At 46.6% G+C, this 21,104-nt stretch carries 21 protein-coding genes, 1 tRNA gene and 1 riboswitch; of the genes, 18 read left to right on the top strand and 4 right to left on the bottom strand.

Translation table 11 applies throughout. The features are described 5' to 3' along the window. The first annotated feature begins 109 nt into the window (after positions 1–109). Together yjbM and DFQ00_RS01445 are read left to right on the top strand one after the other, a co-directional pair. Positions 110–925, top strand: coding sequence for a GTP diphosphokinase (yjbM, locus tag DFQ00_RS01450; protein ID WP_110893426.1), 816 nt, complete (start codon positions 110–112; stop codon positions 923–925). After that, positions 912–1,442 (top strand): DUF309 domain-containing protein, encoded by a 531-nt coding sequence (locus tag DFQ00_RS01445; protein WP_110893424.1) that lies wholly within the window; start codon positions 912–914, stop codon positions 1,440–1,442. The genes yjbM and DFQ00_RS01445 overlap by 14 nt, the downstream gene beginning before the upstream one ends. Before the next feature lie 213 nt (positions 1,443–1,655). Here the strand turns inward: DFQ00_RS01445 and DFQ00_RS01440 are convergent, their stop codons facing one another. Further along, on the bottom strand, positions 1,656–2,204 hold the full coding sequence (locus tag DFQ00_RS01440) for a thioredoxin family protein (RefSeq protein ID WP_110893422.1): 549 nt from the start codon (positions 2,202–2,204) through the stop codon (positions 1,656–1,658). A gap of 225 nt (positions 2,205–2,429) precedes the next feature. Between DFQ00_RS01440 and DFQ00_RS01435 the strand changes: the two genes are divergently transcribed. The 6 genes from DFQ00_RS01435 to DFQ00_RS01410 all read left to right on the top strand — a co-directional run bounded on the left by DFQ00_RS01435 (position 2,430) and on the right by DFQ00_RS01410 (position 8,975). Further along, complete coding sequence (locus tag DFQ00_RS01435; protein ID WP_110893420.1) at positions 2,430–4,100, top strand: RsmB/NOP family class I SAM-dependent RNA methyltransferase; 1,671 nt, start codon at positions 2,430–2,432, stop codon at positions 4,098–4,100. After that, on the top strand, positions 4,097–4,858 hold the full coding sequence (locus tag DFQ00_RS01430; RefSeq protein ID WP_110893418.1) for a pseudouridine synthase: 762 nt from the start codon (positions 4,097–4,099) through the stop codon (positions 4,856–4,858). The genes DFQ00_RS01435 and DFQ00_RS01430 overlap by 4 nt, the downstream gene beginning before the upstream one ends. Before the next feature lie 25 nt (positions 4,859–4,883). Next, the gene (locus DFQ00_RS01425; protein ID WP_110893416.1) at positions 4,884–5,687 is read left to right on the top strand and encodes a Cof-type HAD-IIB family hydrolase; all 804 of its coding nucleotides are present in this window, start codon (positions 4,884–4,886) and stop codon (positions 5,685–5,687) included. Between the two features lie 72 nt (positions 5,688–5,759). Beyond that, the gene (locus DFQ00_RS01420; protein ID WP_110893414.1) at positions 5,760–6,884 is read left to right on the top strand and encodes a hypothetical protein; all 1,125 of its coding nucleotides are present in this window, start codon (positions 5,760–5,762) and stop codon (positions 6,882–6,884) included. Between the two features lie 116 nt (positions 6,885–7,000). Continuing rightward, positions 7,001–7,546, top strand: coding sequence for a GNAT family N-acetyltransferase (locus DFQ00_RS01415; RefSeq protein WP_110893412.1), 546 nt, complete (start codon positions 7,001–7,003; stop codon positions 7,544–7,546). 298 nt (positions 7,547–7,844) lie between these two features. Beyond that, positions 7,845–8,975 (top strand): glycosyltransferase family 4 protein, encoded by a 1,131-nt coding sequence (locus DFQ00_RS01410; RefSeq protein WP_110893410.1) that lies wholly within the window; start codon positions 7,845–7,847, stop codon positions 8,973–8,975. Positions 8,976–9,223: 248 nt separating this feature from the next. On the opposite strand, the gene DFQ00_RS01405 is transcribed toward DFQ00_RS01410, so the two are convergent. Beyond that, positions 9,224–10,279 carry a YkvI family membrane protein gene (locus DFQ00_RS01405; RefSeq protein WP_110893408.1) on the bottom strand — a complete coding sequence of 352 codons (1,056 nt, stop codon included), beginning with the start codon at positions 10,277–10,279 and terminating at the stop codon, positions 9,224–9,226. A gap of 204 nt (positions 10,280–10,483) precedes the next feature. On the opposite strand from DFQ00_RS01405, the gene DFQ00_RS01400 reads away from it, so the two are divergent. From DFQ00_RS01400 to DFQ00_RS01385, 4 genes are all read left to right on the top strand, one after another. Next, entirely contained in the window at positions 10,484–11,065 is a 582-nt protein-coding gene (locus tag DFQ00_RS01400; protein ID WP_110893403.1) for a xanthine phosphoribosyltransferase, read from the top strand. Between the two features lie 98 nt (positions 11,066–11,163). Then, on the top strand, positions 11,164–11,493 hold the full coding sequence (locus DFQ00_RS01395) for a hypothetical protein (RefSeq protein ID WP_110893402.1): 330 nt from the start codon (positions 11,164–11,166) through the stop codon (positions 11,491–11,493). Positions 11,494–11,612: 119 nt separating this feature from the next. After that, positions 11,613–11,831 (top strand): hypothetical protein, encoded by a 219-nt coding sequence (locus DFQ00_RS01390; RefSeq protein ID WP_110893401.1) that lies wholly within the window; start codon positions 11,613–11,615, stop codon positions 11,829–11,831. A gap of 131 nt (positions 11,832–11,962) precedes the next feature. After that, positions 11,963–12,292, top strand: a complete 330-nt coding sequence (locus tag DFQ00_RS01385) for a carboxymuconolactone decarboxylase family protein (protein WP_110893400.1) — start codon at positions 11,963–11,965, stop codon at positions 12,290–12,292. 87 nt (positions 12,293–12,379) lie between these two features. Here the strand turns inward: DFQ00_RS01385 and DFQ00_RS01380 are convergent, their stop codons facing one another. Then, entirely contained in the window at positions 12,380–12,844 is a 465-nt protein-coding gene (locus DFQ00_RS01380) for a C40 family peptidase (protein WP_110893398.1), read from the bottom strand. A gap of 5 nt (positions 12,845–12,849) precedes the next feature. After that, positions 12,850–12,981, bottom strand: a riboswitch (cyclic di-AMP (ydaO/yuaA leader). A gap of 430 nt (positions 12,982–13,411) precedes the next feature. On the opposite strand from DFQ00_RS01380, the gene pelA reads away from it, so the two are divergent. Together pelA and DFQ00_RS01370 are read left to right on the top strand one after the other, a co-directional pair. Next, positions 13,412–14,368: a pectate lyase gene (gene pelA / locus DFQ00_RS01375; RefSeq protein ID WP_110893396.1), complete on the top strand. Its 957-nt coding sequence runs from the start codon at positions 13,412–13,414 to the stop codon at positions 14,366–14,368. 174 nt (positions 14,369–14,542) lie between these two features. Next, positions 14,543–14,627: transfer RNA gene (locus DFQ00_RS01370), tRNA-Leu, on the top strand. 133 nt (positions 14,628–14,760) lie between these two features. On the opposite strand, the gene xynC is transcribed toward DFQ00_RS01370, so the two are convergent. Continuing rightward, on the bottom strand, positions 14,761–16,443 hold the full coding sequence (gene xynC, locus DFQ00_RS01365; RefSeq protein ID WP_110894049.1) for a glucuronoarabinoxylan endo-1,4-beta-xylanase XynC: 1,683 nt from the start codon (positions 16,441–16,443) through the stop codon (positions 14,761–14,763). A 368-nt stretch (positions 16,444–16,811) separates the two neighbouring features. Between xynC and DFQ00_RS01360 the strand changes: the two genes are divergently transcribed. The 4 genes from DFQ00_RS01360 to DFQ00_RS01345 all read left to right on the top strand — a co-directional run bounded on the left by DFQ00_RS01360 (position 16,812) and on the right by DFQ00_RS01345 (position 21,021). Further along, a complete protein-coding gene (locus DFQ00_RS01360; protein ID WP_110893394.1) occupies positions 16,812–18,158 on the top strand; it encodes an ABC transporter substrate-binding protein in 1,347 nt (448 codons plus the stop codon). Positions 18,159–18,250: 92 nt separating this feature from the next. Beyond that, positions 18,251–19,132: a carbohydrate ABC transporter permease gene (locus DFQ00_RS01355; RefSeq protein ID WP_110893392.1), complete on the top strand. Its 882-nt coding sequence runs from the start codon at positions 18,251–18,253 to the stop codon at positions 19,130–19,132. Continuing rightward, positions 19,132–19,956 (top strand): carbohydrate ABC transporter permease, encoded by an 825-nt coding sequence (locus tag DFQ00_RS01350; protein ID WP_110893391.1) that lies wholly within the window; start codon positions 19,132–19,134, stop codon positions 19,954–19,956. Before DFQ00_RS01355 ends, DFQ00_RS01350 begins: the two co-directional genes overlap by 1 nt. A 75-nt stretch (positions 19,957–20,031) precedes the next feature. Next, a complete protein-coding gene (locus tag DFQ00_RS01345; RefSeq protein ID WP_110893388.1) occupies positions 20,032–21,021 on the top strand; it encodes a LacI family DNA-binding transcriptional regulator in 990 nt (329 codons plus the stop codon). Positions 21,022–21,104: the final 83 nt, after the last annotated feature.

The raw sequence follows: 21,104 nt of genomic DNA, 5'->3' as shown, positions 1-21,104 counted from the left end.
TAATATAGAAGCGTGGAAGAGTGTATAATGGAACGGGACTCTTCCCCCCGGCAAACATCATGTATAATGGATAAGAACAGGGGATGCTATAGAGACAGGAGGCTTAACCATGGACGGTAGAGACTGGGGTACATTTTTACTTCCTTATGAACAAGCGGTAGAGGAATTGAAGGTCAAGTTCAAAACGATGCGGGCCGAATTGAAAAAACGGGAAGAATATGCCCCGATTGAATTTGTTACTGGCCGTGTCAAAAAAATCTCCAGCATTCTGGAAAAATCAAGACGCCTGAACGTGGCACTCGACGATGTGGAGACAGGCATAGAGGATATTGCCGGTATTCGCATCATGTGTCAGTTCGTGGATGATATTCGCCGCGTTGCCGAGTATATCAGAGCCCGTAAGGATCTGACGGTGCTGATTGAGAAGGATTATATTACCAACTTCAAGGAGAGCGGTTATCGCAGCTTCCATATGATTATTGAATATCCGGTTCAAACAGCGCTTGGTCAGAAAAAGGTGCTTGCCGAGATTCAGATTCGAACCCTGGCGATGAATTTCTGGGCTACGATTGAGCATTCCTTGAGTTATAAATACCGGGAAAGCCTGCCGGATGATATGCGAGCGAGGCTCAAGAAAACGGCAGAGGCTGCCTTCGTGCTGGATAACGAGATGTCCGCTATTCGTCTGCAGATTCTGGAAGCACAGAAGGCGTTTGAGGACGACTCCAATATTGTGTCAAGGACACTCAGCATCATTCAACAGCTATATTTCTATCATCTGGTGCATGAGGCGATTGAAGCACAGAAGCGATTTAACGATTGCTGGGAACGTCATGACATGGAAGGACTCAAAGTGTTGCTGGACGATGTGAAGCAGCTTCTGAACAACGCCAGAAAGGGCGAAAACCCGGATGAACAGCTATGAGCCGCTCTACATTGACTATCTGATTTATTTTAATCGGGACCAGGATTATTTCGAGTGCCATGAGGTGCTTGAAGAGCTCTGGCTTGAACGGGATCGTGAGCCGCTCTATAAAGGTCTGTTGCAGGTAGCAGTTGGGCTGTACCATTATCGGAACGGCAATCTTCGAGGTGGACTTATGATGCTGCAAAGCTCACTTGAATTAATGGAAGCCTATCCGAATGTGATGCTCGGCATTCGTCTTGGCGAGTTGAAGGAGCAGGTAGGCAGACTTGTGAAGCAATTGCTGGCAAGTAAATCAGGATCACTTGAATATCGGGATTTGTCTATCCAGATTGAGGATAAATCGCTTCAACAGCATATACAAATCAGGTCATCCGAGCTGAAGCCAAACGTTCCGCAGCGGCGAAGTCCAACCCGGGGACGGATCTATGAAGAGAAAATGAGAGAGCAACAGAGGCAAGCACAAGCCATGGAGCACCTTAGCAATGCCAAGCTTAACAATCATGCAAATAACTAGGATGAAGCATCCTATGTCTTGTATACAAAACACCCCGACTATTCTGTTCACGGAATAGTCGGGGTGTTTTTGGCAGGCATTTCAACTAGCGTGTGTCTGATAACGCTGAAGTAAGCCAATTTTGCTAAATTTTCGTTCCAAGCCAGGACGTTTTCCGCAGCAGGGAGCGAAAAGGCGGTAAAAGATACACTTCAGTAGGTATCAAGACAAGGCCTAGCTTTTCTCAGGTGTAGTGTTGCCTTTGTATTTGTCAAAAAATTGCTTGTAGTCGTCCAGTGTATAACCGTTGTCGCTTCCATTTTCTTTCAGACCGCCAACCATGCGATCTTTCTCTACGCCCTTCTCGTAATAGACGAGTGTAGGGGTGAACTCAATGTTGTAATCGGTCCAGCCTGATTCAAATTCACGCAGATTAAACTGCGGAAGCTTGATGCCTTCACTATCTACCAGTGGCATCAATTGCGGTGTCGTTGCACGGCAGTGTGAGCAGTCAGAAGCAAAGAAGTATACAAAGAAGCTGTCTTTCTTATCTATTCTGGCTTTCAGATCGGCTGGCAGAATAATCTGCTGATAGTTAGGATCACTCAGAAGTTCACGTGTTGCCGGATTAAGCTTGGAAGCCGCGATACCATAAGCATTGGGTACAGAATCAATCTGATCCTTGGACTTCTGGTTCACAAACACCAGGGCCGCAATCATAACAACTAAAATACCGAGAAATATAAGGATTGCAGCGCTTTTCTTTTTCTTCTTGGAATTCATTGTTCATCCCCCAATATTCATATCAAGATATAATTACAGCTACAGCAAAAACAGAGGTTGGGATAATATGCATAAACAACCGAATTTTTGCTCATCAAACAATCTATTAGCATTATACTACATTACACGATGTAGTGGAATACACATGATAGGATAGGCAAGTAAAAACAGGATATGATAACATAGAGCAATATGTCATTTTAACAGGATGGGATGAGTGGAAATATGGCTGTACAGCTGCCTCACATGTTTACAGAGCGGATGAAACATCTGCTCGGTGATCAATTTGAATCTTTTATGCAATCGTATGAACAATCCCCGCATGCCGGGCTTCGCGTAAATACACTGAAAATATCAATGGAACAATTCAAGGAAATGGCACCGTTTGACTTGAGACCCATTCCGTGGTGTGAAACCGGTTTTTATGTACCGCATGGGGTGAAGCCCGGGCTGCATCCTTATTATCATGCAGGCCTGTATTATATTCAGGAGCCGAGTGCAATGGCTCCCGTCGAGCAGCTGCAGGTGCAGCCAGGAGATCGTGTGCTAGACTTGTGTGCTGCCCCTGGAGGGAAATCGACTCAGATCGCTGCCAAGCTACAGGGTAAAGGGGTGCTTGTTACCAATGATATTCATGCCGAGCGGACCAAGGCCCTTGCCAAAAATATCGAGCTCTATGGTGTGAGAAATGCAGTCGTATTAAATGAATCACCCGAGCGGATTGCCGATGCATTCCCTCATTATTTCAATAAGGTATTAATTGATGCGCCTTGTTCAGGCGAAGGCATGTTCCGCAAGGACGAGGATATGGTGAAGTCATGGGAGCACCATTCCGTGGAGAAGTGTGTGCTGATGCAGCGCGATATTCTGGAAACGGCAGCCCGGTTACTGGCTCCGGGAGGTACGATCGTATATTCGACCTGTACCTTTGCACCAGAGGAGAATGAAGCGATGATTGCTGCGTTTTTGAAACTGAATCCAGACTTTAGCGTTGTTAATATCGCAGAGACTAAAGGGTTTGCCCCAGGACGTCCGGATTGGGTGCGTGAAATGCTGCCGACGCAGGCATCAGAGACAGCAGAGGTGCTGGATCAGACGCGAGGCACGGCGAGATTGTGGCCCCATCTTCTGGAGGGAGAAGGACATTACGTCGCGGTATTACAGCATATCGCTGGGCATGAAAGTGATGTGAAATTATCTGAACATGTGAATGATAAGTCTGCGCCGCTGAATGAATCGAGTGAGGATCGTTCCTTTTTACGATCGGCTTCGTATCCATTAACCAAAGCCGATCGTAAAAAGGAACGTTTGTTACGTGTTGAATCAAGAGAGGGCAGTGACAGGAATACACGCTCTGGCCACCCCTCAGGCAAAGCAGGCAGAAAAGCTAAAGAGACCGGTGGACGCAAATCGGAACGAGGGCAGGGACGGGCAACGGATTCAGGGAATGTTGATCCGTTGGCGGTTTACAGCCAATTTGTAAAAGACAATATAGATCTGCCGTTGCACGGAGAGACGGTGTGTTACGGAGATCGGATATACCAGTCAGCGGTCGGTGCTTCCCGCTTGGAGGGACTGAAGGTCGTTCGCCCCGGATGGTTTGTCGGTACGATCAAGCATGCACGTTTTGTTCCTTCTCATCCTTTGGCTTGTGCTTTGCGCACTTCCGAGGCACGCCGAAGCGTGAATCTGTCCTCAGCGGATGGAGAAGCGGTAAGGTACTTGAAGGGGGAAACGTTGAACATTGAACAGGAGCGCATCGTGCTTCATGAAGGTACCTTATCAAAAGGATATGTTCTCGTATGTATTGATGGATATGCCGCAGGCTGGGGGAAATGGCTGGACGGTGTGCTGAAAAATGAATATCCTGCCGGATGGAGGTGGACATCGAAATGAGTGGGAAGGGCAAACAAACGCAGCGTCTGGACAAAATTTTGAGTCACATGGGCGTAGGTACCCGCAGTGAGCTCAAAAAAATGGTGAAGCAGGGCCGAATTTATGTGGATGGAAAGGTGGTCAAGGATAGCGGTATCCAGGTTAACCCGGAGATTAACGTCATCGAAGCAGATGGCGAGCGAATTATGTACCGTGAAATGATCTATCTGATGCTGCACAAACCGCCGGGTGTCGTATCTGCGACAGAGGATGCACGAGACCAGACGGTGCTGGATTTACTGCGTAAGGAGGACCGAATCTTCCAACCTTTTCCGGTAGGGCGACTGGATAAGGATACAGAGGGGCTTCTTATTTTGACGAATGACGGTCCTCTTGCCCATGAACTGTTATCCCCGCGCAAACATGTGCCCAAAACGTATGAAGCACGCGTGCTCGGTAAAGTGGACGCAGAGGATGTTAAGCAATTTGCAGCCGGGGTGCGGCTGGATGATCAGTATGAGACAATGCCAGCACAGCTTACTGTGCTCGGATATGAGGAAACAGAGGAAGGCACGGTATCGCTGATCTCCCTTATTATCCATGAAGGTAAATTTCATCAGGTCAAGCGTATGTTCCAGGCTGTCGGCAAACGTGTATTGTACCTGAAGCGCGTAGCTATGGGGGAATTGAAGCTGGCTTCTGATCTGGCGATTGGGAGTTACCGTGAATTAACGCAAGAGGAATTGAAGCTTTTACGGAATGATGACGCGGCTAACTAAAACGAACAGATGGGGATGAGATCATATGACTTATAAACTGATTGCGCTGGATGTAGACGGAACCTTACTGAATGATGATCATGAGCTGACTGAGCGGACACAGGAAGCTCTGATTCAAGCCTCGCGCAAAGGGGCGGAGATCGTGCTTTGCTCCGGGCGTGGACCGGGCAACACGATTCCTTTTATGAAGCAGATGGGTCTGGATGGTTATGTCATTACACATAATGGTGCGGTAACAGCGCAGGTAGAGACCCGTGAGGTTGTTCATCAATTTGCATTGGATACTCAAGGGCTGGAGCCTATTATTTCGTATTGTCGTGAGAATGGAGTGCATTTTGACATCAATACGGCGTTTGGACTGTATGTGGATCAGCCTGAAGGCTTGGAGTTGCAAGTCAGACAGATGTATTATAATTTTCTGGCTGAGCCTCTCAAGCTGCCTCGTTGGGCCGATATGCACGAACCACTCGCCAAGTTTACGGCATTTGGCCCTATTGAGCAGATGGACGAGGTTCAACGTGAATGGACGGCCTGGAATCTTCCGTATTACATGACACGCAGCGGGGATTTCTTCATTGATCTGATGCACCCGGAAGCCTCCAAGGGAGCGGCGCTCAAGAGATTGGCTGATTCCAAAGGCATCGCTTCCTCCGAGATTATGGCCATAGGCAATTATTATAATGATATTACGATGCTGACTTTTGCCGGAAAGGGTATTGCGATGGATAACTCTCCAGAGGAGGTCAAAGCCGCCTCCGACGAAGTTACATTATCCAACAACGATGAAGGGGTTGCGCATGCCATCCACAAGTATATTTTGTCGGTATAGTTTGATCACCTCATAAACGACTGCTTCCCAGGACATCCTAAGAGGATACGTTAGGAATGAGGAGGACTGGCAATGAAGCAGGTAGAACTGACGACAGATTTGCGTACTGCATCAGGTGAAGTGCAGGATATTATGGTCGATGGCCGCTATGCAGGCTCACTTGTTCTCGTATATAGGGAGGGAGATCGGCTGTTGGGCAGCCTGCAGCTGGATCAGGAAGCGATAGATAATCAGGTAGAGCGGCTTATTACAGATAAAGCGGAAAGGTATATTCGTATGCTTGCAGATGCCGTGGGGGCTTCGCATTATGAAGTGTTGGTGAGCCGTGGCATACTGCATACAGTTCTGCAACAGTCTGATATGAGCAGCAGCCCGGCAACTGGATATGGTCTGCCGCTTGGTGAGCAGGGTCATGACGATGGTGTAGCTGACGAGGTGAACATAATTCCTGCAGCTCGGGATGACTCTTTTACATACGAAGATCCGAAGCATCTGCTGGAGATGGAGATGGTAAGTTCCGGGCGAAGTGTATCAACTTATGTATTCAATGACGCTGAAGGCGAGGAAATGGCAGAAGCGGCGCTGAAGCAGTATGGGGCTGACGCCCAGGGAGAAATCCACTGGTACGAGGAGCCGGATGAAGCACTGCAGGAAGCTGCGGCTGAGCTGCTTGTCAGGGAGCTGGACGAGGAGATCATTGATACGATTACGATTCGCATGTGGTATCAGGGAAATGAACTGGAGAACCTTGAGTGGGTGCATCGTGATGTTGAAGATGATGAAGATTTCGCAGATGAGGACGAATATGGTGAAACAAATTTTGAAGATGCATATGATGAAACAGAGGTTGTAAATGTTAATGATAAACGGCATGGATTAACGTGGAGTGCATCCGAGATGGAAGAAGCGGAGGAAACATGTTATGTCATGCTTAGAAGCAGGGATCGGGAGTTCAGAGTTTACGATCTGTATGTTCAAGAGCGTGGGGGGCTTCCGGTAGGCACAGCAACCATTGATATGTCTCATGCGGATCTCACCGGTTTCATGGATTATGATGTGCCAGGAACAAGCGTGCAGCGCAAAACGCTGGTAGAAGTGCTGATGCGGGAACTGAACAAGGAGATTGAATTCAACACGTTGCATCTCACCATGTTATATCGCAATCAGATTATAGATGAAGCCAGAGTGGAAGGGTAAGAGGCACAGGCCTTTTATCCTTTTTTTATTGATTTTGACGAGTCATGGATTTCCCGGTATAGTACGATTAGTTTAATTTTACATGAAGAGAGCTGCCGGGAAGGGGAGGGGATACAGTGACACACACATTCAACATTCACAGTGAATCCATTCATGACAATTTTCGAGCGGTGCAGGCTGGGCCAGAAGATACGGACGATGTGCAATCCCTGCTTCTAGAGACAGCGTTATGGTTGCAAAGCCAGGGCTCTTCCCAATGGAGCGCGCTCCTGGACGGAGAGGATTCTCATAATACACCGGCCGCGATTCGGCGGGGAGACGTTTTTATTTTTAAAAAAGAGGCAGAAATCGCAGGCATGGTCATTCTGATGCAGAAGCCGAGTCCATGGGATTGCAAATTATGGGGAGACAAGGCTCACGCTCTGGATGGGGCGCTCTACCTGCACCGGCTCGCCATCCGTAGAAAATATGCACATACGGGGCTGGGGAAATCCATTCTGCTGTGGTCCATCAATGGCATTAAATTTGAACATAAATCTCTTGTAAGGCTGGATTGCGGAGCAAGTAATGCTACGCTAAATGCTTTTTATGCAAGGAATGGATTCAGCTTCGTTAATGAATCAGACGGCTTCAGCATGTATGAGCGAGCAGTTGAGCTTTAACGAATACAGTAGCAGGCCTTCAAAGCTGGAAATATGATGCAGGGACGTCTTTATGATCAGTTGTATGAATATCATGTATATACCACTTCATATTTGTTACGCATAAACGGTAGATGTTCAAGCTTTTCTATGTCATAATGGACAGTAATGATATGCAATAAAATGCATGAAAATACACTTCTTCGTGTAAAGGGCTGAGCTGAGCATGAACTGGTTCTTCTTTACCCAACATATGTTCTGATATATCATAAATACATGTAGAAGAAAAGAAATGAAGCTGGAAAGGGGGATAATCACGTTGAAGTTGCTACAGGCGCTATTCTTTCCTCCGGAGCAGCCCGGGGGAGTATCCTCTATGATTCCTTACCTGCAGGAGCGATTCACAAGCCCGAGGTGGGAGATGGATTTGTTTTCCCTGCCGAAGCGCATTCGGAATAAAGGGCAGGAGGAGGTACAGTTTCAAACGTTTGATTGGACCATCTATGGAGATAGTCCTGTTGTGCAAAAATATATTCAGACGTATCGCGATTATTTATGGTGGACCCGGCTTCGCATCCAGAAGCCCTATGATCTGATTCATGCACATCATCCCATTGCAGGTCTTGCCATGAAGTCGGTGTTTCCTGACACTCCACTGATTCAAACGATTCACTCCAGTTACGAACGAGAGCTTATTCTTAACGGGCGTATTGAGCCGAACGGGCTGGAGCATCAGTTCCTGCTATCAATCTATGGGGAGCTTGAGCATCGAGCTGATCGTTTGTTAACGGTATCGGATTCCTTCCGCCGATATTTGGCCCCCTATGTTAAACATCCGGACCGGATCGGAATTATTCCTAACGGGTTTGATGAGAAACGCTTCAAGCCGATTCCTCATGACAATGCGGTGACGCAGCTTGTAACGGTCTGCCGTCTCGTTCCAGCTAAAGGGTTGGACATTTTATTCAAGGCCTGTGCAGAGCTTAAAGACAAAGGTCATGATTATGTGCTTCACATTATCGGGGATGGACCGATTCGCCCTGATCTGGAGGAGCTGGCTCAGCGTCTGGGCATATATAATGAGACTATTTTCTATGGATATACCTTGCATCCAGAAGAGTTCATGCCGTTCTTTGATGTGTTTGTGCTGCCATCGCGTGCAGAAGCCTTCGGTTCTGTGTTTGCTGAAGCAGCACTGAGCTGTCTGGCTCTCGTAGGTACAGAGGTAGGCGGGATACCCGAACAGATTGAGGACGGTATTAACGGTCTGCTTGTACCGCCGGAAGACCCATCTGCTCTGGCAGAGGCGTTGGAAAAGGTGATGCTTGATCCGGCTTATCGCTATGAGCTGGCTCGTTCGGCCTGTGAAAAGGCCAAAACGCACTATTCGCTGGGGAGATCGGTGAATGAATTGAAAAAGATGTATCTGCAGTTTCAGGCGGAAGCCTGAGAAGGGTCAGAGCAATGAAATTAGCCGCTGTAGGTGATACAGCGGCTTTTTGGTTGGTCAATATGACGATGAGGATATTAGATAATACAATTTCTCGGAGGGTATAGCTGTTTCTGAACGGACTTCATAAACAGCCTGCGTGGTAACCGTCACACACTGCGTGATGGAGCTATAATGAAATAAACTCTTGAATAAATGTCAAAGGTCAGTAAGACCTTCGAATGAAAGGTAACTGTTGGTCGATTTCCTCATACATTATTTCGGCGACGAAACGTTCCCCACCGATTCAAGAGTAACTTGATGGCCCAGAACAGTGCCATACAGCCAAAGATCGGATACAGGATGGATAGCAGTGAGCTGAAGCCGAATTGACTGAGTGAGTAACACAGCAGCATGATGGTTAATGTAATTAATCGGGGATGCACGCTGATATGCTGTCTGAGCTGTAGCGTCATCCCATAGATGTCGGCAACAAAGGTCGTGAAGATTTCCATAAAAATCAGTGACACATAGATTGATTGCACAATCCAGCCTAATTGAAAAGCAATGCTCCCCATCGGGATTTCGAACTGGGTGATGCCCGGCATATGTGCCGACATGGCAAAATGAGCCGCCATCAGCATAAAGCCTACGCCGATCCCGCCTGCAATACCGCCCCATTTCAGCGTATTGCGATGACTAATCTGGTTCCCAACGGGTACAAGCACTGCTTGAGCAAGAGCGAGGTTGAATGCCGTGTACAGCAGGGGGGATAACCAGATCTGAACCGGATTGTTATCTGTCGTAAGGGTGATAAAACGCAGGGCACCAGGGTGATGGACTGTGCTGAAAATCATCGTTAAGGAGAGCAGCAGCATCATCGGCACGACAATGCTGTTCATTTGCAAAATGGCCCGCATTCCGCGTCCCAGAAGCAGATACGTGCCTACCAGAGTGATGATCAAACCGGTTTGATAATGCAGCCCCAGATGCTCCATAAAAACAGAGCCTGCTCCGGCAAGCATCACACTGTTTACACCGATCAGCACGATCAGGGTTACCCAGGTAATCCACCCGCCCGCCTTGGGGCCGAACAGATGTTTATTCAGGTCTTCGTATGAGCGGGAACCTGTATCATGAGCGATTAGCATCATCTTGGTGCCAAGCCAGACAAAGAGCAGGGTGGACAATCCGATGGTGATGGTGGCCCACTTGCCATACTGTGTGAAAAATTGCAGTATTTCCTGTCCGGTGGCGAACCCGGCGCCAACAACAGTTCCGATATAAGTGAATGCAATCTGCAGCACCCGGAATGCCTGTTTCATATGTTACCCCTTTCAGGTCCCGGGATTCATTGGACATGCGGGTACCATAGTACAGGGTATGCTTGACCCATAAAACTCATGACAGCAGGATGAACGGGGATGTGGATTGTCATTGTTATATGGAAGTGTGCTGGATTTCGCTTGAACTTGCAGTGGGATATATGATACTTTAAACCTCATAGGATAGGCTTGGGAGGTCAAATCATGGATATATTAAAACAACGAATTTTAGAAGAAGGAGTCGTCATCTCGGATCAGGTTTTGAAGCTGGATGGACTTCTGAACCATCAGATTGATCCTGCATTAACGATGGAGATGGGACGACGGTTTGCAGCGCGTTTTCGCGAAAGTGGTGTGACACGAGTCATTACTGTTGAATCCTCTGGCATTCCGGTTGCATTTGCCGCAGCGCATGAGCTGGGGGTGCCCTTGGTATTTGCCCGTCGCAAAAAAACGCTCTTGGCCGATCCTGATGCCTACTGTGAACGTGTGCCATCCTTTACGAAAGGGATTGTAACGGACATTATGGTTTCACGCGAATTTATTCATGAAAATGACCGCATTTTGTTCATTGATGATATTATTGCGAATGGAGATGCCGCTCGTGGTGTTATCAAAATCATTGAACGTTCCGGTGCGGAGCTGGTTGGCTTCGGTGTAGTTGTGGAGAAGTGCTTCCAGGCCGGTGCGCGCACGATTCGTGAGCAGGGCATTCCGGTGGAGGCTCTTGTACGCATTCGTTCATTAAATAATGGTACTGTGCAATTTGACGATAACGAAATGTGACATTTTGAAGGAAATAGGGCCTAATTTTTGAACTATGCCTTTGCATGGCTGCGGATTTCCTTTATAATGAGGGTATGTTAGGGAGAGGAGGCAACACCATGGGGAACCAACCGGCAACAGACCAATTTTTTATTGATAAGCTGGCGGAATCGAAAGTTCATTTTGAACGTGCCCTGGATTGTAAACATACGGAATTCGATGACCTTTATCCCTATATGATTGAACATCCTCAATTTTTCTGGTACAAACGCTATGTTGCCTGGTCAGAATTGCTGACGATTGTAGGCTTGTGTGAAGAGTTGTCCTTCTCTTGGAAAGAACAATTTACACCGCACCAAGTAGAGTACCTTGAAGAACGTGTGATGTCCGCCAAAGTGCTAGATTTTTGGTTCGAGAAGAACGACAGCAAAGAGCACGCGCAGCGGTAACTCTCAGTCGGGACATTTTCTTCGAATGACATGACAGTCCAATACAGTCACGTGAGACCTAAATGACTTTTCATTTAGGTCTCTTTTTGTAAACGAATTTGAATATAGGAGTTCAGAACATGATCAGTGATACAGAGTTGGATGCCCTGCGGTTGTCAGGGGAAAAGGTAAGAGTTGTAAGGGACGAGCTGGAGTCTAACGATGTGACCGGCATTGTGGTGGCCTGGGACGAAGCGCAGGTGCTGATTCGCCGTCAGAATCGTCGTGTGGTCAAGCTGGATCGCCGCTATCACTACCAGCTGTTCAGTGAGCCTCGTCAAAGTGTTCTGGGGGAATAAACATGATCCTCGAGTCAGGCATATGCTTGGAATTACCATCATGACCTGGCATAATTGCCGCACAGCCGAGAGAAGATAGGTACAGTGGAAAAATTCGCTGTATTTACAGCCGAAAGGGTGTGCTGCAAGCCATGACATTAATGAATGATAAGGTTCATGCGTACAAGGATCAGATTGGCGCATTAAGCGATGTACTGCCGGATGTGGTGAAGTCGTATCACGAGTTTACAGGAGAGTGCTTCCAGCCAGGTGTGCTGGATGCCAAAACGAAGCAACTGATTGCGCTTGGTATCGGTCTGTTTGCCAACAATGAAGTATGTACGTTCTATCATGTGCAGGAGGCCCGCTCCAAGGGAGCGACCGATCAGGAGATTATGGAGACGGTTGCTGTCGCTGGGGCTGTTGGAGGCGGACATGCCTTGTCACAAGGGGCTATGCGGGTGCAAAAGGCGCTGCAATAGTTCAAGAGCAAGTGGTCTATATGTATGGAAAATAGAAAGGAGGCTCTGGCATGTACCAGAGCCTCTCTTTTGTATGGAAAATAAACTCTATAATTTTCCAATCATTTTGTTGTACATAAACTGACCTGTAACCCGTCTAGCTGTCACATAACGGTCGTTAAAGTAAGGGTTGGAGAGCTTGGTTATGCTGACCCCTTTGCTGCTGGACGCATGTGCAAATTGACCTCCACCGATATATACACCTGTATGTGATACGCCTTTGCCTGTTGTATTGAAGAATACCAGGTCGCCTGTACGAATGTTGGTTTTCGCTACGGGTGTACCTGTTTTGGCCTGCTGCTGTGAAGTGCGCGGCAGTTCGATGCTGTATTTGTTGAATAGATATCTCATAAACCCGGAACAATCGAAGCCAGCCATAGTTGTGCCGCCCCATTTGTACGGGATTCCTGTCATATTGTTAACCACCGTATTAATTGTGCTTGCCTCTGTGCTTGTTGCCCCGGATGTAAATAGTACAGCAGCGCCAAAAATGGAAATAAGCAATTTTTTCAAAATCAATGTTCTCCCTTCGATGCCTACGGAGTTAGCTAAGGGTTCGGTAGAAGGTTCCCTATATTTCCTATGTATAAGAATAATTCACCCAAAATGGTTCCCCCGTTTTCAATCCTGAAACTCGGCAAATGAATAATTAAGTTTTTGTAACTATTTGAAACTATATTGCATAAATACGTAATTGTCAAACCTGTTTATATAGCTTCTTTTCGGTTCAATGTTAGCGGAATTATCGAATTTCGTCATAATTCTGGTGGTATTTTGATGGCAAAGATTACAAAAAAGTCATTATTGTTTTGTGGGGTATGAAGTTGGTTATTAAACCGATCTGTCAAGAGCTAAAAGTTGGATGCAGGATGTGGATTTAGAATGGGAATTTGATTTTTATTGCATATATTGACAAAATATACTTTATTGCATATCATAAAAATATTAAATACAAATTTTGTATTTAAATAGATTTTATTGGATGACCCGTGCGATGAATAGAGACCTTGCATGAAAGAATGGTCAGCAGATAGACATGTGAATGAGCGATAAAAATTTGTAAAATGAGGAGCGTGTTGTATGTTGAAACGGAAAAAATTGGTTACGTTTGTGCTCGCGTGTTCGATGGTTTTTTCTGCAGTGGGAATGGCAGTTTTACCAGTAGCAACGGTGTCTGCGGCTGATGCCTCAGGTACAACGGCAAGTATGTCCGATATTTTGAAAAATCAGCGTCCTGATGGGGGCTGGAGAAAGGACTATAGCCAGACATCGGGTGAGTGGGCCAAATCAACGATTGATAACAAAGCTACATACTCAGAGATTAGAAGACTTGCAAGTGAATTCAAAAAAACAAATGATCCGCGATACTCGGCTGCTGCAATCAAGGGAATTAACTTTTTGCTGAACATGCAGTATTCGAATGGCGGATGGCCACAGGTGTATCAAAGCTCTGGCTATCATGCACATATTACGTATAATGACGAGGCTATGATCAATGTCATGTACATGCTTGATGAGGTTGCAGCCCGCAAAGGGGACTTCTCCTTTATCGACAGTTCACTTGCGAATCGCAGTAAAAATGCGGTATCCAAAGGTGTGGATGCGATTCTGAATACACAGGTAGTATCCGGTGGTAAGCTTACGGTATGGGGGCAGCAGCATGATGCGAGCTCACTTAAACCAGCGGGAGGCAGAATTTATGAAGTGCCTTCATTAACGGCGGCTGAAAGTGTGAGTATTGTGAAGTTTCTGAAAACCAGACCGTCCAATTCCAGAATCACGGCCTCCATCAAAGGGGCAGAGGCTTGGTTTAACAAAGTGAAAATTACAGGCTATCGCTATGAAAGAGGCAATGGAGACAGCCGGATTATAGCGGATTCAAGTGCAGCACCGATCTGGGCGCGTTTCTATGAGCTGGGCACAGACAAACCGATCTTTGTCGGTCGTGACGGAATTGTAAAATATAAGCTTAGTGATATTGAAAAGGAAAGAAGAGGCGGGTATGCATGGTATGGCAGCTGGCCGTCCAAGCTGTAATGATATAGACAGGAGAGGTCTTCAAGCTCCTGCCTTCATCTAGCAAATTAAAAAAGTGCGAATCAGATCTGCATCTGGTTCGCACTTTTTGGTTTTATTTTAGTGTTGACAAGAGAAATAGCGCGTGATATATTATTTCTTGTCGCCGATAATAATTGTTGTAACACTGAATATGCGGTCGTGGCGGAATTGGCAGACGCGCACGGTTCAGGTCCGTGTGGGCTAACCCCCCGTGGAGGTTCGAGTCCTCTCGACCGCATAACATGAAAAGGTTCTTTCAGGGCAATCCTGAAAGAACCTTTTTAATTTTTTGGATCAAGTAACCGAGATTGAGATTAATCTATATTTCTGGCTTCCATTTGGTCGGCATTGTACCGCCAAACGCTTCCGTATTAGGAGGCCGTTACTGTAATGTTATCCATATTCGGTCCCTCTGTCCCGGTGGTAACAATGCGAAGGGTGTTCACTCCTGAGTTCATAGCAACTTGAATGGTTTTCTCACCCCAGGTAGACCAGCTTCCGGTTTCGGTGAAGGGCTCATTGCTGAGTACTTTGGTGCCATTAACATAAATGTCGAGATTGCGTGTACCGCTCTCCAGCGCATAACGGAACTTGACGTTTTTGGTACCTGTTGTCATGTTGTTGATGGCATTCCATTCAATGGCCGAATTGGTATACGCGTTAAAGTTCACATATCCTGAACCCGTATATCCTGGGTAAAGGGTTTCAACCACGGCATCAGTCAACGTTGTTCCGGTCTCAGCTTCATATGTGGTGCCGGTGTTTACATTACCACCACCGCTGTTACCACCAGAGAGGTTAGCAACAAATGTTGTTACACTCTGTGCTGGAAGCTGAGCTGTGAAGGCACCGTTGGAAACATTAATCGGTGCAAGGCTTGCCAGATTACGACTGCTGTCTGTTACATACGAGGATACAGTTGAGGCGTTGCCATTTTGCAGCACAAACCGCTGACTAGCTGCCGAGGTGCCTCGGTTAATTGCGACGATGACAACTTTATTGTCTCCTTTATAAGCCGAAACGTAAGTATTGGTATCCGGGTTTTTGGTTGCATCTACACGAACATAGCCTGGACGAACAAATTTGGAGAAATGAGCCATGTTGTAACCACGCTTACTGATTGTGCCGTCTTCCTTCATCGGTCCATATTGTCTGCGAATATACCACCATACATAGGCCTGGAAATCCCCTTCAACCATCGCATTGTGCATGTGATAGGATACATCCAGTGCTTCTGGCCAGCGGTCAGCGGAATTGTTGTCACTGTTCGGGACGTATACTTCGGTCATCCACAGCTCTTTACCTGCTCCCTTTTGTTTGAAAAGAGGGTATGCAAAGTCCTTGATCTGAGTTCCGTACGTATGTGCGCCCAGAATATCCATATTAGCCAGTGCTTGAGGATCATTCAGAATCGGATCGGATATGTTTTTCAAGTATTGGAAGGATTCGGGAGCCATAACTCTAGTGCCCTGAATGCTACCTGCATTTTCTTTCATAAAACGAAGAATTTCCTGTGGTGTCCACCACGTCCAGTCATGAGCATAATCCGGCTCGTTCTGCACCGAGATGGCATAGAGGTCTACCCCATTGTTTTTCATAAAGGTAACAAAGTCATTCAGATGCTGCGCATACGCGGCATATTTGTCGTATTTCAAGCGTTTCGCGCTGGCGCCGTTGCGATTAAAGGTTTCAACCATATCACTTGGCGGGTTCCAAGGTGAAGCGAAGACGAGAGCACCTTGCTCAATTGCCCGTTTAGCCGTAGCTACTTCGCGGTACCAGTTGTTCCGATTATCGTCAACATAGATACGAAGGATGGAGAAGCCTAACTGATTCTGACCATTACCAAAAGCGGTTTCACGTTGTGCTGCCGTAAGGTCACCGATCCAAGCAGGATGGTTGATACCACCAAATCCTTTGATGAGCTGCTTTTCAGAGGACAGATTGATGTTGGCATCACTTGCTGCAGACACTTGAGTTGGAGTCAACATAAGCGGCAATGCGGTTAAACAGGCCAGCAAAATATTTACTGATTTTTTAAATTTGAATCCCATCTTCATACGTTACCCTCCTCAGATTAAGTGTTACTCCAAAAGCTGGTCAAGAAAAACATACATATGCTTGCTTGGCAGCAATACAAGGCTTCGCGCTCACTTCCTCTCTGTCGTCAAAATTTGAATATTGATGTTGATTTGAAAATTTTACCATATAACCGCGATGAAAAATACCCTACAAATTGCAGTTGTATGTAAAATTTCCACTATTTTTGTATGAAAAGAGATATAAACGTGTGAAATCGACAAAATAAATATTTTAGAGAGGTATGTCAACCGGTTGACATACTGTCTGCTGAACGTTTATGATAAATCTGCATTCGAAATGTATGCGCATTCATAACAAACACCAGGGGGGAAGTTGAGACATGAAAAAGAAATGGGTACCGTTTGTTGGCGTATTGTTACTGATGTTGATTATTACAGCCTGTTCACAAGGTAAAACAACAGAATCTTCATCACAGGATTCGGGCAAGAAGGCTGATGAGTCTTCCAAGGAGGTAAAACTGACCTTTTTTAACACCTCCGCTGAAGTCAATGGCGTGTTTGAAAAGCTGTTCAAAACGTATCATGAGCAGCATCCCAATGTAACCATTGAGCTGATTCCAACCCCGATTGGCGGAGCGCAGCTGGAGAAGTTCCAATCCCTGCTTGCGTCAGGTAATCCGGCAACGATTGCGAATCTGGATGCAGGTACGATCTTGCAATATAAAGACAAATTCCTCAATCTGGACTCCGAAAAGGCGACATATGAAGGCTTGACCAAACCAGGAGCGGTAGACGGAGCACTGCTGGACGGACAATTTCTCGGTATTCCATGGACGGCACAGGGATACGGACTGTTGTACAACAAACGTGTAGTGGAAGAGGCAATGGGGGGGTCCTTTGATCCGAGCAGTATCAAAACCCGTGATGATCTGGAGGCCGTTTTCAAAAAGGTAGAGGCCGCAGGTAAAGCGCCTGTTATGCTTCATGGCGCAGACTGGTCGCTTGGAGCGCATTATCTGGGACTGACATATTCCCTGCAATCCAGCAATGTGGATGACAATCGCAAATTCGTAAAGGATCTTGAAACTGGAACGGCGAAGCTTGCTGACAATGCCGCATATAACGGATTGATAGATACCTTTGATCTGCTGAAAAAATATAACGCACGCAGCAAAGACCCGCTAGTGGCAGATTACACCAAAGACAGCACTGATTTTGCCAAAGGCGAAGCAGCTTTTTATTTCATGGGTGACTGGACTTGGGCTGTTATTGGTAATCTGGAAGGCCGCGACAAGGAGTTCGGCATTGTGCCGGTGCCAATCAGTAACAATCCGGAAGATTACGGCAATACACAAGTAGCCTACAGCGAACCGAAGCTGTTTGCGATTGATAACTCTGGCTCCACCGAGGCTCAGCAGGCTGCAGCCAAAGAATTTATTCAGTGGATGGTCACAAGTGATGAAGGGCAGGACGCCATTGTAGCACAGATGGGTCTGGCTTTACCTTACAAGGATGTCAAAGTGAAAAGCAGCAACATTTTATCCGAGGCTGTGGGTAGTTTTGTAGACCAAGGTAAAGTGGTGAATATTAGTGTGATTAACTATTTGCCGCAGGATTACTGGGCGAAAACAGGTGCATCCATGCAGAAATATCTTGCAGGCGTAATTGATCGCAAAGGATTGACAGATGAAGTGCAGGCGTATTGGGCCAGCCAGGCAGGCAAATAAACAACTAACCCGTGATCAAGAGGATGTGTGCCGTTAGAGGTGCACATCCTTCATTCATCAAGACGTAACCAAGGGATACACAGGAGGTCAACATGGATAGAAAAATACGATTGCGAAATGCGGGAACCTTCTTGCTCTTTGGAGGTCCTTCCATTATCGCTTTTCTTGCAGTAGTTGTGATCCCGTTTATTGTCGGATTATATCTTACGTTTACCAATTGGGATGTTCGTACCGGGGATAACAGCTTCATCGGTTTATCGAATTACATTGCGGTTTGGCAGGATACCGTGTTCTGGACTCAGTTATGGTTCACGCTCAAGTATGTGTTTTTCACGGTTATTATTGCCAATGTAATCGCATTTTTTATCGCTCTGGCGTTGACCGGCGGCGGGAGAGGAGAGCAGTGGCTGCGTACAGGTTTTTTCACACCCAATCTGATTGGCGGCATTATTCTCGGATATTTGTGGCAGACGTTATTCTCGCAGGTAATGCCTTATCTGGGTGAGAAGTATGGCTGGTCCTGGTTCGAAACCTCTTGGTTAACAAACACGGATACAGCCTTCTGGGCACTGGTCATCACAACCTCATGGCAGCTGATTGGTTACTTGATGATTATTTATATCGCTGGCTTCGCCGGAGTGCCGAATGATGTACTGGAAGCAGCCAGCATTGATGGAGCAAGCCGGATGGCAACGATTCGCCGAATTATGCTGCCGCTGACAATCCCGGCCATCGTGATCTGTGTATTCATTTCCATATCCAGATCATTTCTAACTTACGATATCAACCTTGCGCTGACCAAAGGTGGCCCCTTTAACTCGACGGAACTCGCGACCTATCATATCGTGCAAAAGGCGTTTTTATCTAACCAATACGGGGTTGGTCAGGCAGAGGCTGTGGTGCTGTTTGCCGTCGTAGCCATCATTGCGCTGACACAATCGTATTTGCTGAAGAGACTGGAGGTTGAATCCTGATGACTAACCGCCAATTCCTTCCGTCGCTGAAAAAAATATTGCTGTATGTCTTGTTATTCGTATTTTTAACACCATTTTTGCTGATCATTATGAACTCGTTCAAGTCTACCCAGCAATTTGTAGAGAATCCACTATCATTTCCAACAAGTTTTCAATTGCACAATTACACGAGTGCATTCGACAATATGAATTTTATGGACGGATTTCTGAACTCGCTGCTGATTACAGTTGGTTCAGTGGTGCTAATTCTCTTTTTCTCCTCGATGACAGGATATTTGTTTGTGCGCTTTAAATGGCGGATCAACAGCATTTTTTTCTATGCGATGCTGGCTTCGCTGGCACTGCCGTTTCAGGTGTTAATGATTCCGCTGGTGATGCTATACGGCAACATGAGCCTGCTGGACTCCAAGGTGACACTGCTCTTTATGTATCTGGGCTTTGGTGTTCCGTTCGGTGTGTTTACTTTCCATGGCTTCATCAAGGGCATCCCGTTTGAGCTTGAAGAATCCGCCTTTATTGAGGGAAGCTCACGCTTGCGTACATTCTTTCAGATTGTGCTGCCCTTGCTAAGACCGGTTTTTGTGACCTTGATTGTGCTCGACGTCTTGTGGATCTGGAATGACTATCTGTTACCAAGTCTGGTGCTGTTATCGCCTGAACACAAAACGCTGCCGCTCTCTACGTACAACTTCTTCTCGTCCTACTCCGTGGATTACGCACCACTTATGGCTGGATTAATCATGACCATTATCCCGGTATTAATCATGTATTTGCTCTTGCAGAAGCAGATTATCAAGGGGATTACAGAGGGAGCACTGAAGTAGGAACGGGGCGGCTGGAGTGAAATGCATGAGGAATAAGCTTATAATGGATTAAAAAGAGCAAGGTGGTTAACGGTTATGCCCAAGATTGATGATGTTGCCAAACAAGCGGGAGTGTCGGTCACAACCGTGTCCCGTGTGCTGAATAACAGGGGGTACATTAGCGAGGAAACCCGCGAAAAGGTGTACCGTGTAATGAAAGAGCTCAATTATCAGCCCAACGAGATGGCCCGAGCGTTATTTCGCAGAAAATCGAACATGATCGGCTTGATTATTCCCGATGTGTCTCATCCCTTTTTCAGTGAGATGACCTATTATTTAGAGTATTACGCAGATAAATCGGGATATAAGCTGCTCTTGTGTAACTCCAATCGGGATGTTCGCAAAGAGAGCAAATATATGGATATGTTGAAAAAAAACAAGGTCGATGCCATCATTACAGGCAGCTCGCTGCTTGAAGTGGAGCATTATCTCAATTTGAATTTGCCTATCGTTTCACTTGATCGCGAAGTGGCAGACAATATTCCAGTCGTTTCCTCGGATAACGAGATGGGGGGCAGGCTGGCAACACAGCTGCTTCTGGACAAGAAGTGTAAACAGCCAGCTTTTCTCTATCGAGGCATTGGCGGCCCACACCATGTGGCTTTACTTGCTAATGGAAGGGCGCAGGGGTATGAGGAAGTGATGCGCAGTGCGGGGTTTGATCCCATTCATCTGCAGCTGGATGCTTCCGCGAAGGAGGAGCAGGAGATTCAAGAAGAAATTATACGTTTTCTGGAGGAGCATCCAGGTGTGGATGGCATCTTTGCAAGCAGTGATGTTATTGCTGCGGAGGCCCTGCAGGCTTCCCGTCATGCAGGGAAACGTGTTCCTACGGAGATGAAAATTATAGGCTATGATGATGTCAAGATTGCATCGTTGCTTAGCCCGCGCCTGAGTAGTGTAAGGCAGCCGATTCAGCCCATGGCTGAACGAATTATCGAGCTTGTGGTCAAGCAAATTAATGGAGAAGAAATTTCGAGTACGAACCTATTTCCGGTGCAGCTGGTAGAACGTGAGACGACATAACAGGGGGTGCTTTTGCAGAAAGCACACTTTCTGTATAGCATTTGTGTCAACCGGTTGACACAAGATTAAGATAAACTTCGAAC

Origin of the sequence: Paenibacillus barcinonensis, assembly GCF_003217495.1 — a bacterium.
Lineage (GTDB): Bacteria > Bacillota > Bacilli > Paenibacillales > Paenibacillaceae > Paenibacillus > Paenibacillus barcinonensis.
Note: the sequence above shows the minus strand (reverse complement) of the source record. Positions and strands in the feature narration are given on the sequence as shown.